The sequence below is a fragment of the Luteimicrobium sp. DT211 genome, from assembly GCF_049844995.1.
GTDB lineage: Bacteria > Actinomycetota > Actinomycetes > Actinomycetales > Cellulomonadaceae > Luteimicrobium.
This window is the reverse complement of sequence record NZ_JBNCMC010000002.1, coordinates 593942-606191: the sequence shown is the minus strand read 5'-3', so window position 1 is coordinate 606191 and position 12250 is coordinate 593942. Positions and strand designations below refer to the sequence as shown.

Here is a 12250-nt window from a genome sequence, read left to right as displayed (position 1 = left end):
CGACGTTAGCCCATCGCGTCGCCCGCGGCTGTCAGAACCTGGTGAGCCTCGAGGCTCACCAGGTTCTGACAGCACGGTGGACAGGAGTCCCCGCACGACGACGGCGCCCCCGTCCGTGGACGAGGGCGCCGTCGGGGCGTCGTGGCCGGGCGCCGGTGGGGGCGTCCCGGTCAGGGCAGCACGGTCAGAGGCCGACCTCGGCCTCGAACGCGCCCTCCTCGATGCGGGCCTTGATGGCCGTGAGGAAGCGTGCGGCGTCCGCGCCGTCGACGAGCCGGTGGTCGTACGACAGGAAGATGTAGCACAGCGACCGGATGCCGATGACGTCGTTCCCGTCCGCGTCCTTGATCACGGCGGGGCGCTTGACGATCGTGCCCGTGCCCAGGATCGCGGACGTGCCGCCCGGGACGATCGGCGTGTCGATGAGCGCGCCGCCCGAGCCGGTGTTCGTGATCGTGAACGTCGCGCCGGCGAGCTCGTCCGGGCCGACCTTGTTGTCACGCGTGCGACCGGCGAGGTCGGCGATCTTCCGCGCGATGCCGCCGATGTTGAGGTCGCCCGCGTCCTTGATGACGGGGACCACGAGGCCGCGCGGGGTGTCGACCGCGATGCCCACGTTCTCGTGCGCCGGGTACGTGATGGTCTCCCCGTCGAACGACGCGTTGACCTTCGGGTAGGCCTTGAGGGCCTCGACCGCCGCGAGCGTGAAGAACGGCAGGAACGTGAGGTTCGCACCCTCGCGCGCCCTGAAGCCCTCCTTGGCCCGGGCGCGGAGCGCCGCGACCTTCGTCACGTCGACCTCGACCACCGTGGTGAGCTGCGCCTGCGAGTGCAGGGCGTCGACCATGCGCTCGGCGACGATCTTGCGCAGGCGCGTGGCCTTCTCGGTCGTCCCGCGCAGCGGCGAGGTCTCGAGCGCCGTCTTCGGGGCCGGCGCGGGCGCCGACGGAGCGGCGGCCGGAGCCGGCGTCGCGGCAGCCGCCTCCGCCTTGCGGGCCGCCTCCAGGACGTCTTCCTTGCGGATGCGTCCGCCGACGCCCGAGCCGGTCACGGTGGACAGGTCGACGCCCTTGTCCGCCGCGAGCTTGCGCACGAGCGGGGTGAGGTACGACGTGCCGCCGGTGGCCGGTGCGGCGGGTGCCGCCGCCTTCGGAGCCGGGGCGGGCGCCGGGGCCGCGGCGGGGGCAGGAGCGGGTGCCGGCGTCGGCTCGGGAGCCGGAGCGGCGGGTGCCGGTGCCGGAGTCGGCTCGGGTGCGGGCTCCGGGGCGGCGGCCGGGGCCGGGGCAGCGGCGGGGGCCGGGGCAGCGGGGGCGGCCGCGCCGGAGCCGACGACGGCGAGCACGGCGCCGACCTCGACGGTCTCGTCCTCCTGGACGAGGATCTGCTGCAGCGTGCCGGCGACGGGCGACGGGATCTCGGTGTCGACCTTGTCGGTCGAGACCTCGAGCAGCGGCTCGTCGACCTCGACGGTGTCGCCGACCTGCTTGAGCCAGCGCGTGACGGTGCCCTCGGTGACGGACTCGCCGAGCGCGGGCAGCGTGATCTCCTCGCCGCCGCCCTGCGCGGGTGCGGGCTCGGCCGGTGCGGCCTCGGCGGGAGCGGCAGCGGGCTCCGGCTCCGACGGGGCGGGGGCCTCGGCGGCGGGCTCGGGCTCGGGGGCGGCCTGCGCGGCGGGGGCGGCCTCGGCCGCGGGCGCCTCGGCGCCGGCGCCGGAACCGTCGCCGATCACGGCGAGGTCGGTGCCGACCTCGACCGTCTCGTCCTCCTGGACGAGGATCTGCTCGAGCTTGCCGGCGATCGGCGACGGGATCTCGGTGTCGACCTTGTCGGTCGAGACCTCGAGCAGCGGCTCGTCGACGGCGACGTCGTCGCCGACCTGCTTGAGCCAGCGCGTGACGGTGCCCTCGGTGACGGACTCGCCGAGAGCCGGCATCTGCACGTTTTCGGACATGACCTGGGGGTCTCCTTCGATTGTGTCGTCAGTTGTGGGCGTGCAGAGGCTTGCCGGCCAGGGCGAGGTGTGCCTCGCCCAGGGCTTCGTTCTGCGTGGGGTGGGCGTGGACCAGGGCGGCGACGTCCTCGGGATGCGCCTCCCAGTTCACGATGAGCTGGGCCTCGCCGACGAGCTCGCCGACGCGGGCCCCGACGAGGTGGACGCCGACGACCGGGCCGTCCGCGCGGCGCACGAGCTTGACGAAGCCCTGCGTCGCGAGGATCTTGCTGCGGCCGTTGCCGGCGAGGTTGTAGTCGAGGGTCTCGACCGCGTCGTCGCCGAAGCGCTCGCGGGCGGCCTGCTCGGTGAGTCCGACGGAGGCGATCTCCGGGTCGGAGTAGGTCACGCGGGGGATCCCCGACTCGTCGATCGGGGTCGGGTCGAGTCCGGCGATCTGCTCGGCGACGAAGATGCCCTGCGCGAACCCGCGGTGCGCGAGCTGGAGGCCGGGCACGATGTCGCCGGTCGCGTACACGTTGCCGACGCCGGTGTGCAGGCGCTCGTCGACGACGACGAAGCCGCGGTCGAGCCGGACGCCCTGCTCCTCGAACCCGAGCCCGGCGGTGCGGGGGCCGCGGCCGACGGCGACGAGGAGGACCTCGGCGTCGAGCGCGGCGCCGGACTCGAGGGTCAGGCGGACGCCGGAGTCGGTCTCGGAGGCCGACGCGAACCGGTCGCCGAGCGTGAAGCCGATGCCGCGCTTGCGGAACGCGCGCTCGAGGGCCTTGGAGACGGCGACGTCCTCCGCGGGGACCAGGTGGTCGAGCGCCTCGACGACGTGGACGTCGGCGCCGAACGAGCGCCACACGGACGCGAACTCGACGCCGATCACGCCGCCGCCGAGCACGAGCGCGGACCGTGGCACGTAGTCGAGCTCGAGTGCCTGCTCGGAGGTGATGACGCGGCCGCCGACCTCGAGGCCCGGCAGCGTGCGCGAGTAGGAGCCGGTCGCGAGGACGACGTTGCGCCCGGTGTACCGCTCGCCGCCGACCTCGACCGTGTCGGGTGCCACGAGCTTCCCGTGACCCGCGACGAGCGTGATGCCGCGCGACGAGACGAGGCCCTGCAGCCCCTGGTAGAGCCCGGCGACGACGCCGTCCTTGTACCGCGCGAGCGCCGCCATGTCGATGCCGTCGAACGTCGCCCTGACCCCGAAGGACTCGGACTCGCGGGCCGCGTCAGCGACCTCGGCGGCGTGGAGCAGCGCCTTGGTGGGGATGCAGCCGCGGTGGAGGCAGGTGCCGCCGAGCTTGTCCTGCTCGACCAGGGCCACGGTCAGCCCGAGCTGCGCAGCCCGCAGGGCCGCCGCATACCCCCCGCTGCCGCCGCCCAGCACGACGACGTCGAACGTGCGGGTCTCGGCCACGTGCTCCTCCTGCGTTCTTTCTCTGACGGGTCCGGGCCCGCGCGTACGGGCGCTGGGCCCGTCGACCCATCTTGGCACCATCGCAGCGCACGCCCCAATCGGCACCGGCCGGCGGGGACGTGACGGTGGTCGCACCGCGGGCGCTCGCGGCCGGTCGCCTGCGCGGCCCGGCTACGCTACGCGCATGTCCCGGCTGCGCCGCCTGTTCTCCCGATCGTCCGGCTCGTCGTCGCGCCCCGTGGCCGACGCGTCGCCCTCGCAGGCCGACGCGCGCCGCGCGACCACCGAGCACTTCCGCACCTTCGTGACGACCCGCGTGGGTGTCGAGGGGTACCTCGAGCCGTCCACGGGCGACATGCCGACGACGCTGCTCCTGATCGCGACGACGGGGGAGTGGACCCGGCGCCGGGTCCCCGACGAGAAGGCTGCGCGCGGTCTCGCCGACGACCTCGGCATCCCCCTGTACGACGTCCGCCGCACGGGCTACCCGCAGCGCATGCGCGAGTGGAACACGCGCCGTCGCCGCGGCGAGGCCTGACGCGGGCGAAGCCTGACGCCGGCCGGGCCGCTGGGGAGTCCCCGCGGCCCGACCGACGCCGACGTGCCGGGAGACTACGCGCGGGCCGCGCGCGCCTCGACGAGCTCGAGCAGCGTGCGCACCGCCACGCCCGTGCCGCCTGCCGGCGTGTAGCCGAACGGCGACTGCTCGTTGAACGCGGGCCCCGCGATGTCGAGGTGCGCCCACGGCGTGCGGCCGACGAAGTCCTTGAGGAACAGGCCCGCGACGAGCATCCCGCCGTGCCGCTCGCCGATGTTGGCGATGTCCGCGACCTTGGACGACAGCGACTCGCGCAGCTCGGCCGGCAGCGGCATCGGCCAGAACTGCTCGCCGGCGCGGCCCGCGGCGGCCACGACCTCGTCGCGCACGTCGTCGGTCCCCATCACCGCGGACACGCGCGCCCCGAGGGCGACCATCTGCGCGCCGGTGAGCGTGGCGACGTCGACGACGACGTCGGGCTTCTCCTCGATCGCCGCGACGAGGCCGTCGGCGAGGACGAGGCGCCCCTCCGCGTCGGTGTTGAGGACCTCGACGGTCTTCCCGCCGCGGATCGTGATGACGTCGCTCGGGCGCTGGGCCGTGCCCGACGGCATGTTCTCGGCGAGGCAGAGCCAGCCCGTCACGGCGACGGGCAGCTTGAGCCGGGCGGCCGCGAGGACCGTGCCGAGCACGGCGGCGGCGCCGGCCATGTCCGACTTCATCGCGACCATGGAGGTCGGCGGCTTGAGCGAGATGCCGCCCGAGTCGAACGTGATGCCCTTGCCGACGAGCGCGACCGTGGCCGCCGGCTTCGACGGCGACCAGGCGACCTTGACGAGGCGAGGACCACGCGACGAGCCCTGGCCGACGGCGACGAGGCCGCCGTAGCCGCCCGCGGCGAGCGCCTTCTCGTCGAGGACGGTCACCTTGACGCCCGTGCCCTTGGCGGCGTCCTTCGCGGTTCCCGCGAACGCCTCGGGGTACAGGTCGTTGGGCGCCGCGTTCACAAGGTCCCGCACGAGGTGGACGGACGTCGCGAGCACCTGTGCCCGCTCGGCCGCGGCGCGCGCGGCCTTCGCGTCGGGCACCACGACCTGCACGGCGCCGACGGCGGCCTTCGCGTCGGCGTCCGTGGTGTAGCGGTCGAACGCGTACGCGCCCAGCGCGGCGCCCTCGAGGACCGCCGCGACCGCGTCGTCGGACGCGGCCGGGAGAGCGACGGCGACCGAGGCGGTGCCGGCGAGCGTGCGGACGGCGGCGCCGGCGCCGCGGCGCAGGGCCTCGGCGTCCTCGGCGTCGGACCCGAGCCCGGTGACGACGATCACACGGGCCGCGACGCCGTCGGGGGCGGGGAGGCGGTGGACGTCGTCCGGCGCGCCGGTGATGCCGAGCGCGGGGGCGAGCGAGGCGAGCCGGGTCGCGGCGGCCGTGGGCAGGGCGTCCGCGAGGAGGCGTGGGCCCTCTGGGGTACGGACGGCGCCGACGACGAGGGCGTCGACGGCGAGGGAGGCGGGGGAGTCGCTGGTCACGGTGAGGTCGGTCACCCGGCGATGCTAACGCCCGGCGCCGAGCCCGGGCGGGGCGGCGACCGGACCCGGGCGGATCGGGCACGCCCGGTAGGCTGCGGGTCGTGACCGTCCCCCTCACCGTGCTCGTGGTCGCCGCGAGCCTGGCGCTCGCCGGCTGGGCGGGGTGGTTCGTGTACCGGGACCGTCCGGTGATCCTGCGTCAGCTCTGGGGTGGGGCGGTCGTCGAGGCGCTGCTGGTCGTCGAGGCCGTGGTCGCGGGCGTCCTGCTCGCGGGCTCCGAGAGCGTGAGCAGCCCGGGACTGTTCTGGGGCTACGTCGCGGCGTCGCTGCTGGTGCTGCCGTTCGCTGCGGCGGTCGCGTTCGCGGAGCGCACGCGCTGGAGCTCCGTGGTGCTGCTGCTGGCCGCCGTGACCGTCGCGTTCCTGCAGCTGCGCATGGTGCAGGTGTGGCAGGGCTGAGCGTGGCACGACCCGAGACGACCGAGAGCAAGGAGACCGCCGTGACGGCCGAGGACCGCGCAAGCCAGCATGCGGAGGGACCGCCCACCCGGGCAGGGTTCGGCCGCGTGCTCGTCGCCGTCTACGGGATCCTGGCGCTCGCCGCGACGGGTCGCGCGAGCTACGAGCTCGCGACGAAGTTCTCCGACGCCCCCCTCGCGTACCTCCTGTCGCTGCTGGCCGCGGTCGTCTACATCCTCGCGACGGTCGCCCTGTGGCGCGGCGGGACCTGGCGCGGCGTCGCGTGGGTGTCGTGCTCCGTCGAGCTGGTCGGGGTCCTCGCGGTCGGCGTCGCCTCGCTCGCGGACTCCGACGCGTTCCCCACGTCGACCGTGTGGTCGAGCTTCGGGTCCGGGTACGGCTACATCCCGCTGGTCCTGCCGTTCGTCGGCCTGTGGTGGCTGTGGCACACGCGGCCGCGCGCCGCCGAGGAAGGAGCGTCCGCGTGAAGGTCTACGCCGCCCTGTTCCAGGGCTTCTTCCGGCACCTCGACCCCGAGCGGGCCCACCACCTCGCGTTCCCGGTGATCCGTGCCGTCGGTGTCGTCCCCGGCGTCCGCACGGTCCTGCGCCGCACGCTCGCGCCGTTCGCGGAGAGCACGACGCGCGGCCCCGGGTCCGTCCAGGTGCTCGGCCGGTCGTTCCCCGCGCCCCTCGGGCTCGCGGGCGGCTTCGACAAGGACGCCCTCGCGATCCGCGGCCTCGCGACCATCGGCTTCGCGTTCGTCGAGATCGGCACGGTGACCGCGCACGCGCAGCCCGGCAACGACAGGCCGCGCAGCTTCCGCGTGCTCGACCAGCGGGCGCTCCGCAACCGGATGGGCTTCAACAACCGGGGCGCCGCCGCCGCAGCCGACCGGCTGCGCCGGCTGCGGACCACGTCCGGCGGTCGCGCCGTCGTCGTCGGGGCGAACATCGGCAAGACGAAGGTCACCCCGGCCGACCAGGCGGCGGACGACTACGCGACCAGCGCGGCCCTGCTGGCGCCGCACGCGGACTACCTCGTCGTCAACGTCTCGTCGCCCAACACGCCCGGCCTGCGCGACCTCCAGTCGGTCGAGTCGCTGCGCCCGATCCTCGTGGCGGTCCGGGAGGCCGCCGACGCCGCGACGGCCGGCTCGGGCGCGCCGCGCGTCCCGCTGCTGGTGAAGATCGCCCCCGACCTCGCGGACGGCGACGTCGACGCGGTCGCGGACCTCGTGCTCGAGCTCGGCCTCGACGGCGTGGTCGCCGTCAACACGACGATCGCCCACGACCTCGGGCCCGGCGGGCTCTCCGGGCCGCCGCTGCTGCCGCGCGGGCTCGACGTCGTGCGCCGGCTGCGCGCGCGCCTCGGCCAGGGACCCGTCATCATCGGCGTGGGCGGGATCACGACGGCCGACGACGCGAGGGCGTACCTCGAGGCCGGCGCCGACCTGCTGCAGGGGTACACCGCGTTCATCTACGAGGGCCCGTTCTGGGCGTCACGGATCAACCGGGCGCTCACGTCAGCCGAGCCGGCGTCCGCGCCGCGACAGTGAGGGGGAGGCGTCGATGATCAGGCCGCAGTGGACCTGGCGGTTCGTGGACGGGGAGGGGCGCGCGCTCGAGGAGCCCGTGAGCCCGCTGTTCACCAACCAGTACGACGCCGAGCAGTGGCTCGGGGAGACGTGGCGCACCCTCGCGGGCAGCGGCGTCGCGTCAGCGACGGTGCTGCACGAGGGCGAGCCCGCGGCCCCGGCCGTGGCGCTCCGGGTGGGCTGAGCCGCCGACCGGCGGGTCCGCGCTACTCCGGGTAGACGCCGTGCTTGGCGTGCACGGGCTTGGGCATGCGCGACCGGCGCAGCTGGAACGCGCGCATGACGGCGTAGAACGCGGTGCCCTTGGGGACCTCGCCGAACTTGGCGCGCAGGCGCTTCTTGAGGCCGAACCACATGATCACGGCGTCGACCACGGCGATCAGGACGAGCAGGTAGAGCGCCGCGAGGACGACGAACGACATGACCGGGTCGCGCCCGGTCGTGACGATCATCACGACGAAGAACAGCAGGGCGATCGGCAGGAAGTACTCGGCGATGTTCCAGCGCGCGTCGACGTGGTCGCGCACGTACCGGCGCACCGGGCCCTTGTCCTTGGCGGGCAGGTAGCGCTCGTCGCCCGCCTTCATGGCCTGGTACTGGCGGGCCCTCGCCTCGCGCTGCTGCGACTTCGCGTCGCGGCCCGCGCTCTTGCGGTCCGTCGGGACGAGAGGGCGCTTGTTCGCGGCCTCCGCCTCCTTGCGCTTGGGCGTCGCGCGGCCCTTGCCGTCGCCGGGTGCCGGCTCGACGGCCGGGGTCGGCTCGGGGGTCTCGGACTGCTTGTTGCGAAGAAGGGCCACGGGTCGAGGATAGTCGAGGCTCCTGGGCGTTCCCTGCGCGCCCGCCGTGCCGCGTGCAGACGTCAGCGAGGAGCGACGTCGACGGCGCGCGCCCAGGCCGCGACGTCGGCGGGCAGCTCGGGCTCGGTGACCTCGCGGCCGTGCAGCCCCGCGAGGAACGCGATCACGTCGGGGGCGGGGACGCGGGTGCCGTCGCGGTGCAGGAACCGACCGGCCACCAGCCCGCGGGCGCTCAGCTCCTCGCCCCGCCAGAACGACTGCTCCATGTAGACGACGCGCTCGTCCCAGCCCAGCACCCGGGTGCGGATCTCGAACCGGTCGCCGACCTTGAGCGAGCGCCGGTACTTCATGGTCGACGCCGCCACGACCGCGTACCAGCCGCGCTTCTTGATCGCGCCCAGCGCGTCGATGTCCGCCATGTAGTTTGTCCGCGCGACGTCCATCATCTGCAGGTAGACGCCGTTGTTGACGTGCCAGTAGTAGTCGAGGTCGCCCGGGTGCACGCGCATCCGGGTGATCGACGGGCCGAGGACGGGGACGGACGGGTCCGCCTTCCGGGGACGCACGGCGGCGAGCGCGAGCTGGATCTGACGGGTCACGCGAGCAGGCTACTACCCGAGACCGCTGGTCTCGGGTAGTTCGGGGGCGGAGCGCCGTCGGGCGCCGCGGTCAGATCCCCGGCAGGGCGAGCATCTGGTCGAGCGCGACCCGCGCCCAGTGCGCGTCGTCGTCGTCCACGACGATCCGGTTCACGACCCGGCCCTCGACCAGCTGCTCCATCGCCCAGACCAGGTGCGGCAGGTCGATCCGGTTCATGGTCGAGCAGAAGCAGACCGTCGAGTCGAGGTAGTGGACGCTGAGCTCCGGGTGCTGGGCCGCGAGGCGGCGGACCAGGTTGAGCTCGGTGCCGATCGCCCACGCCGAGCCGGGCTCCGCGGCGTCGAGCGCCCGGATGATGAACTCCGTCGAGCCGACGTGGTCGGCCGCCGTCACGACCTCGTGCTTGCACTCGGGGTGCACCATGACGTTCACGCCCGGGACCGCGGCCCGGACGTCCTCGACGTTGCGGGCCGAGAACCGGCCGTGCACCGAGCAGTGCCCGCGCCACAGGATCACGCGAGCCGCGGCCAGCTCGGCCTCGGTCAGCCCGCCGAGCGGCTTGCGGGGGTCGTAGACCACGCACGCCTCGAGCGGGATGCCGAGCTGCAGCACCGCCGTGTTCCGGCCGAGGTGCTGGTCGGGGAGGAACAGGATCTTGCCCGCACCGTCGCCCGCGCCCTGAGCGGCACCCGCCGCGTCCGCGCGCTCGAACGCCCAGCGCAGCGCGACCTCCGCGTTCGACGACGTGCACACCGTGCCGCCGTGGCGCCCCGTGAACGCCTTGATCGCGGCCGCCGAGTTCATGTAGGTGACGGGGACGGTCCGGCCCGCAAGCCCTAGGTCCTCGAGGACGTCCCACGCGTCGTCGACCTGGTCGATCGCTGCCATGTCCGCCATCGAGCAGCCCGCGGCGAGGTCCGGCAGCACGACCTGCTGCGCGTCGGACGTGAGGATGTCCGCCGACTCCGCCATGAAGTGCACGCCGCAGAACAGCACGAACTCCGCGTCGGGCCGCGCGGCCGCCTCGCGCGCGAGCTTGAACGAGTCGCCGGTGACGTCCGCGAAGCGGATCACCTCGTCGCGCTGGTAGTGGTGGCCCAGCACGAACGCCCGGTCGCCCAGCGCGGCGCGCGCGGCCACGGCCCGCTCGACGAGGTCCGGGTCGGAGGCGGCGGGGAGCGCGCCCGCGCACTCGACGCCCCGCTCGGAGGCGAGGTCGCGGCCCTGTCCCAGCAGGAGCAGGGGAGAGGCGGCGGGCTCCTGGAAGCCGGCTCCGCCGAACGTCTCGAGCAAGGTGGTCGTCACGGCTCGATCATCGCACGGGCGTACCCTGGCACCGACGGCGTCCCTGCGGCGTCGTCGGACCTGGGGCCGGGACGCCGGCTCGGACGGACCGCCGGACCGGCGGCGCGTGATCGGGAACAGGATCGCGCGCGGCATGGTTCACGCTGGCGGAGGCGCCCGAGCCCGACGGCGCCGCGACCCCCAGGGCCCAGCCCTCGCGACCCAGCGGAGAACGAACATGAGCGAGACGACAGAGATCGCCACCCACGGCGTGAACCTCACCGACTTCGCCGCGGACAAGGTCCGCAGCCTCCTCGAGCAGGAGGGCCGCGACGACCTGCGCCTGCGCGTCGCAGTGCAGCCGGGCGGCTGTTCCGGCCTCATCTACCAGCTGTACTTCGACGAGCGCGTGCTCGACGGCGACGCGCTGCGCGACTACGACGGCGTCGAGGTCGTGGTGGACCGCATGAGCGTCCCCTACCTCGAGGGCGCGACGATCGACTTCGCGGACACGATCGAGAAGCAGGGCTTCACGATCGACAACCCGAACGCCGGCAGCTCCTGCGCCTGCGGCGGCTCCTTCAGCTGACAGCGAGGCCCGGGCCACCGGGCGCACGACTCAGGCCGCGGGCGACCGGCCGTTCACCTCGACGGTGAGCGACCATGTCCCCGCGGCCTCGTCATGCTCCGAGCCGACGACGGCGTGGCCGCGCATCCGCGCCCAGGCCGGCACGTCGTGCTCGGCCGCCGGGTCGGTCGCGAGCACCGTCAGCCGGGCGCCGGGAGCGGCGTCGCGGGCCGCGGCCGCGAGCCGGATGACGGGGAGCGGGCAGCGCAGCCCGCGCGCGTCGACGACGGTCACAGCGCCTGGGCCCCCAGCATCGCCCGGACCCGGGCCACCGCGCCCGGCAGGACGGCGAGGAACCGGTCGACGTCGTCGGCCGTGGCCTCGCGGTCGAGGGCCAGTCGCACGTTGCCGTGCGTCAGCACGCCCATCGCCGCGAGGACGTGTGACGGCTCGAGCGAGCTCGACGTGCACGCGGACCCGGAGCCGACCGCGAACCCGGCCCGGTCGAGCTCGGTGACGAGCGCCTCGCCGTCGACGTAAAGGCACGAGAACGTCACGACGTGAGGGAGCCGGTGGTCGGGATCACCGACCACCTCGACGTCGGGGACCTCGGCGGCGACGCGGGCACGGACGAGGTCGACAAGCGCGCGGCGCCGGCGGTCCGCCTCCGCCCGGTCGGTCAGGACCGCCTCGAGCGATGCCGCCGCGGCGAACGCGGCGGGCACCGACGGGCCGCCGGGGAAGAAGCGGTCCTCGTCCTCGGGCGTCACCGGGCGCCACCGCACGCCGCGCCGGACGACGAGCACGCCCGCGCCGGGCACGGAGCCCCAGTCGCGCGGGTCGAGCGCGAGCAGGTCCCACGCGGGACCGATCTCCACGTGCCCGACGCTCGCGCCGCCGTCGACGAGGAGCGGCACCCCGCCCCGGGACGTCGTCTCGTGGACGGCGGCCGTGGGCTGGAGGGTGCCGACCTCGCCGTTCGCGTGCTGCAGGGCCGCGAGGGCGGCCGGCCCGTCGTCGAGGGCGGTGGCGAACGCGTCCTCGTCGACGGCGCCGGTCCGCGCCACGGGCACGCGCGCAAGCTCGAGCCCGGCGTGCTCGGCGGCGTGCAGCACCGCCGCGCGCTCGACGGCGCTCGCCACGGCGCGCGTGCCCGCGCGGCGGCGTCCGGCCGCGGTGCCGAGCACGGCGGCGTGGAGCGCCGCCGTGTGCGACGGTGCGACGTGGACCTCCTCCGTGCGCGCGCCGACGGCGGCGGCGACCGCCTCGCGGGCCGCGTCGAGCAGTGCGCGCGCCCGCCTGCCCTCGGTGCTCAGGCGACGCGGGTCCGCCCAGCCGTCGTCGAGCGCCTGCTCGAACGCGCGCCGCGCCACGGGGTGCACGCGGGCCGCGCCGGAGGCGTCGAGCCACGCCCGGGAGCGGGGCCGCGCCTGGTCCGGCGCGGGGGCGTCTTCCGCCGCCGGCAGCGCGGCGGACGGGGTGGGATCGGTCACAGCGACCAGCGTAGACGGGGCGAGGGA

The 12250-nt window shown here is 74.9% G+C and carries 14 protein-coding genes; 6 read left to right on the top strand and 8 right to left on the bottom strand.

Features of this window, described 5'->3' with window-relative positions:
- Positions 1 to 184 precede the first annotated feature (184 nt).
- A complete protein-coding gene (gene sucB / locus ACLQ14_RS06915) occupies positions 185 to 1951 on the bottom strand; it encodes a 2-oxoglutarate dehydrogenase, E2 component, dihydrolipoamide succinyltransferase (RefSeq protein WP_425811254.1) in 1767 nt (588 codons plus the stop codon).
- Between the two features lie 28 nt (positions 1952 to 1979).
- Positions 1980 to 3359: a dihydrolipoyl dehydrogenase gene (gene lpdA, locus ACLQ14_RS06910; protein ID WP_425811252.1), complete on the bottom strand. Its 1380-nt coding sequence runs from the start codon at positions 3357 to 3359 to the stop codon at positions 1980 to 1982.
- Between the two features lie 184 nt (positions 3360 to 3543).
- Here lpdA and ACLQ14_RS06905 point away from each other — a divergent pair, with 184 nt between their 5' ends.
- Positions 3544 to 3897: an oxidoreductase gene (locus tag ACLQ14_RS06905; RefSeq protein WP_425811250.1), complete on the top strand. Its 354-nt coding sequence runs from the start codon at positions 3544 to 3546 to the stop codon at positions 3895 to 3897.
- 74 nt (positions 3898 to 3971) lie between these two features.
- On the opposite strand, the gene ACLQ14_RS06900 is transcribed toward ACLQ14_RS06905, so the two are convergent.
- A complete protein-coding gene (locus ACLQ14_RS06900; protein WP_425811248.1) occupies positions 3972 to 5441 on the bottom strand; it encodes a leucyl aminopeptidase in 1470 nt (489 codons plus the stop codon).
- Between the two features lie 86 nt (positions 5442 to 5527).
- Here ACLQ14_RS06900 and ACLQ14_RS06895 point away from each other — a divergent pair, with 86 nt between their 5' ends.
- From ACLQ14_RS06895 to ACLQ14_RS06880, 4 genes are read left to right on the top strand one after another with little or no spacing between them, the layout of a single operon-like run.
- Positions 5528 to 5884, top strand: coding sequence for a hypothetical protein (locus ACLQ14_RS06895; RefSeq protein ID WP_425811246.1), 357 nt, complete (start codon positions 5528 to 5530; stop codon positions 5882 to 5884).
- Positions 5885 to 5925: 41 nt separating this feature from the next.
- Positions 5926 to 6372 (top strand): hypothetical protein, encoded by a 447-nt coding sequence (locus tag ACLQ14_RS06890; protein ID WP_425811653.1) that lies wholly within the window; start codon positions 5926 to 5928, stop codon positions 6370 to 6372.
- A complete protein-coding gene (locus ACLQ14_RS06885) occupies positions 6369 to 7442 on the top strand; it encodes a quinone-dependent dihydroorotate dehydrogenase (protein ID WP_425811244.1) in 1074 nt (357 codons plus the stop codon). Before ACLQ14_RS06890 ends, ACLQ14_RS06885 begins: the two co-directional genes overlap by 4 nt.
- A gap of 13 nt (positions 7443 to 7455) precedes the next feature.
- Positions 7456 to 7665, top strand: a complete 210-nt coding sequence (locus tag ACLQ14_RS06880) for a hypothetical protein (protein ID WP_425811242.1) — start codon at positions 7456 to 7458, stop codon at positions 7663 to 7665.
- 22 nt (positions 7666 to 7687) lie between these two features.
- On the opposite strand, the gene ACLQ14_RS06875 is transcribed toward ACLQ14_RS06880, so the two are convergent.
- From ACLQ14_RS06875 to nadA, 3 genes are all read right to left on the bottom strand, one after another.
- The gene (locus ACLQ14_RS06875; RefSeq protein ID WP_425811240.1) at positions 7688 to 8278 is read right to left on the bottom strand and encodes a DUF3043 domain-containing protein; all 591 of its coding nucleotides are present in this window, start codon (positions 8276 to 8278) and stop codon (positions 7688 to 7690) included.
- A 62-nt stretch (positions 8279 to 8340) separates the two neighbouring features.
- The gene (locus tag ACLQ14_RS06870) at positions 8341 to 8877 is read right to left on the bottom strand and encodes an acyl-CoA thioesterase (protein WP_425811238.1); all 537 of its coding nucleotides are present in this window, start codon (positions 8875 to 8877) and stop codon (positions 8341 to 8343) included.
- A gap of 70 nt (positions 8878 to 8947) precedes the next feature.
- Positions 8948 to 10183 carry a quinolinate synthase NadA gene (gene nadA / locus ACLQ14_RS06865; protein ID WP_425811236.1) on the bottom strand — a complete coding sequence of 412 codons (1236 nt, stop codon included), beginning with the start codon at positions 10181 to 10183 and terminating at the stop codon, positions 8948 to 8950.
- A 217-nt stretch (positions 10184 to 10400) separates the two neighbouring features.
- On the opposite strand from nadA, the gene erpA reads away from it, so the two are divergent.
- Entirely contained in the window at positions 10401 to 10751 is a 351-nt protein-coding gene (gene erpA / locus ACLQ14_RS06860; protein WP_425811234.1) for an iron-sulfur cluster insertion protein ErpA, read from the top strand.
- 30 nt (positions 10752 to 10781) lie between these two features.
- On the opposite strand, the gene ACLQ14_RS06855 is transcribed toward erpA, so the two are convergent.
- A complete protein-coding gene (locus ACLQ14_RS06855) occupies positions 10782 to 11024 on the bottom strand; it encodes a sulfurtransferase TusA family protein (RefSeq protein ID WP_425811232.1) in 243 nt (80 codons plus the stop codon).
- The gene (locus ACLQ14_RS06850; protein WP_425811230.1) at positions 11021 to 12223 is read right to left on the bottom strand and encodes a cysteine desulfurase family protein; all 1203 of its coding nucleotides are present in this window, start codon (positions 12221 to 12223) and stop codon (positions 11021 to 11023) included. Before ACLQ14_RS06850 ends, ACLQ14_RS06855 begins: the two co-directional genes overlap by 4 nt.
- Between the last annotated feature and the right edge of the window lie 27 nt (positions 12224 to 12250).

Bases quoted from the DNA above. Each gene is read 5' to 3' on its own strand.
- ACLQ14_RS06905 (WP_425811250.1), top strand. From the start codon at position 3,544: ATGTCCCGGCTGCGCCGCCTGTTCTCCCGATCGTCCGGCTCGTCGTCG.
- ACLQ14_RS06880 (WP_425811242.1), top strand. From the start codon at position 7,456: ATGATCAGGCCGCAGTGGACCTGGCGGTTCGTGGACGGGGAGGGGCGC.
- erpA (WP_425811234.1), top strand. From the start codon at position 10,401: ATGAGCGAGACGACAGAGATCGCCACCCACGGCGTGAACCTCACCGAC.
- sucB (WP_425811254.1), bottom strand. From the start codon at position 1,951: ATGTCCGAAAACGTGCAGATGCCGGCTCTCGGCGAGTCCGTCACCGAG.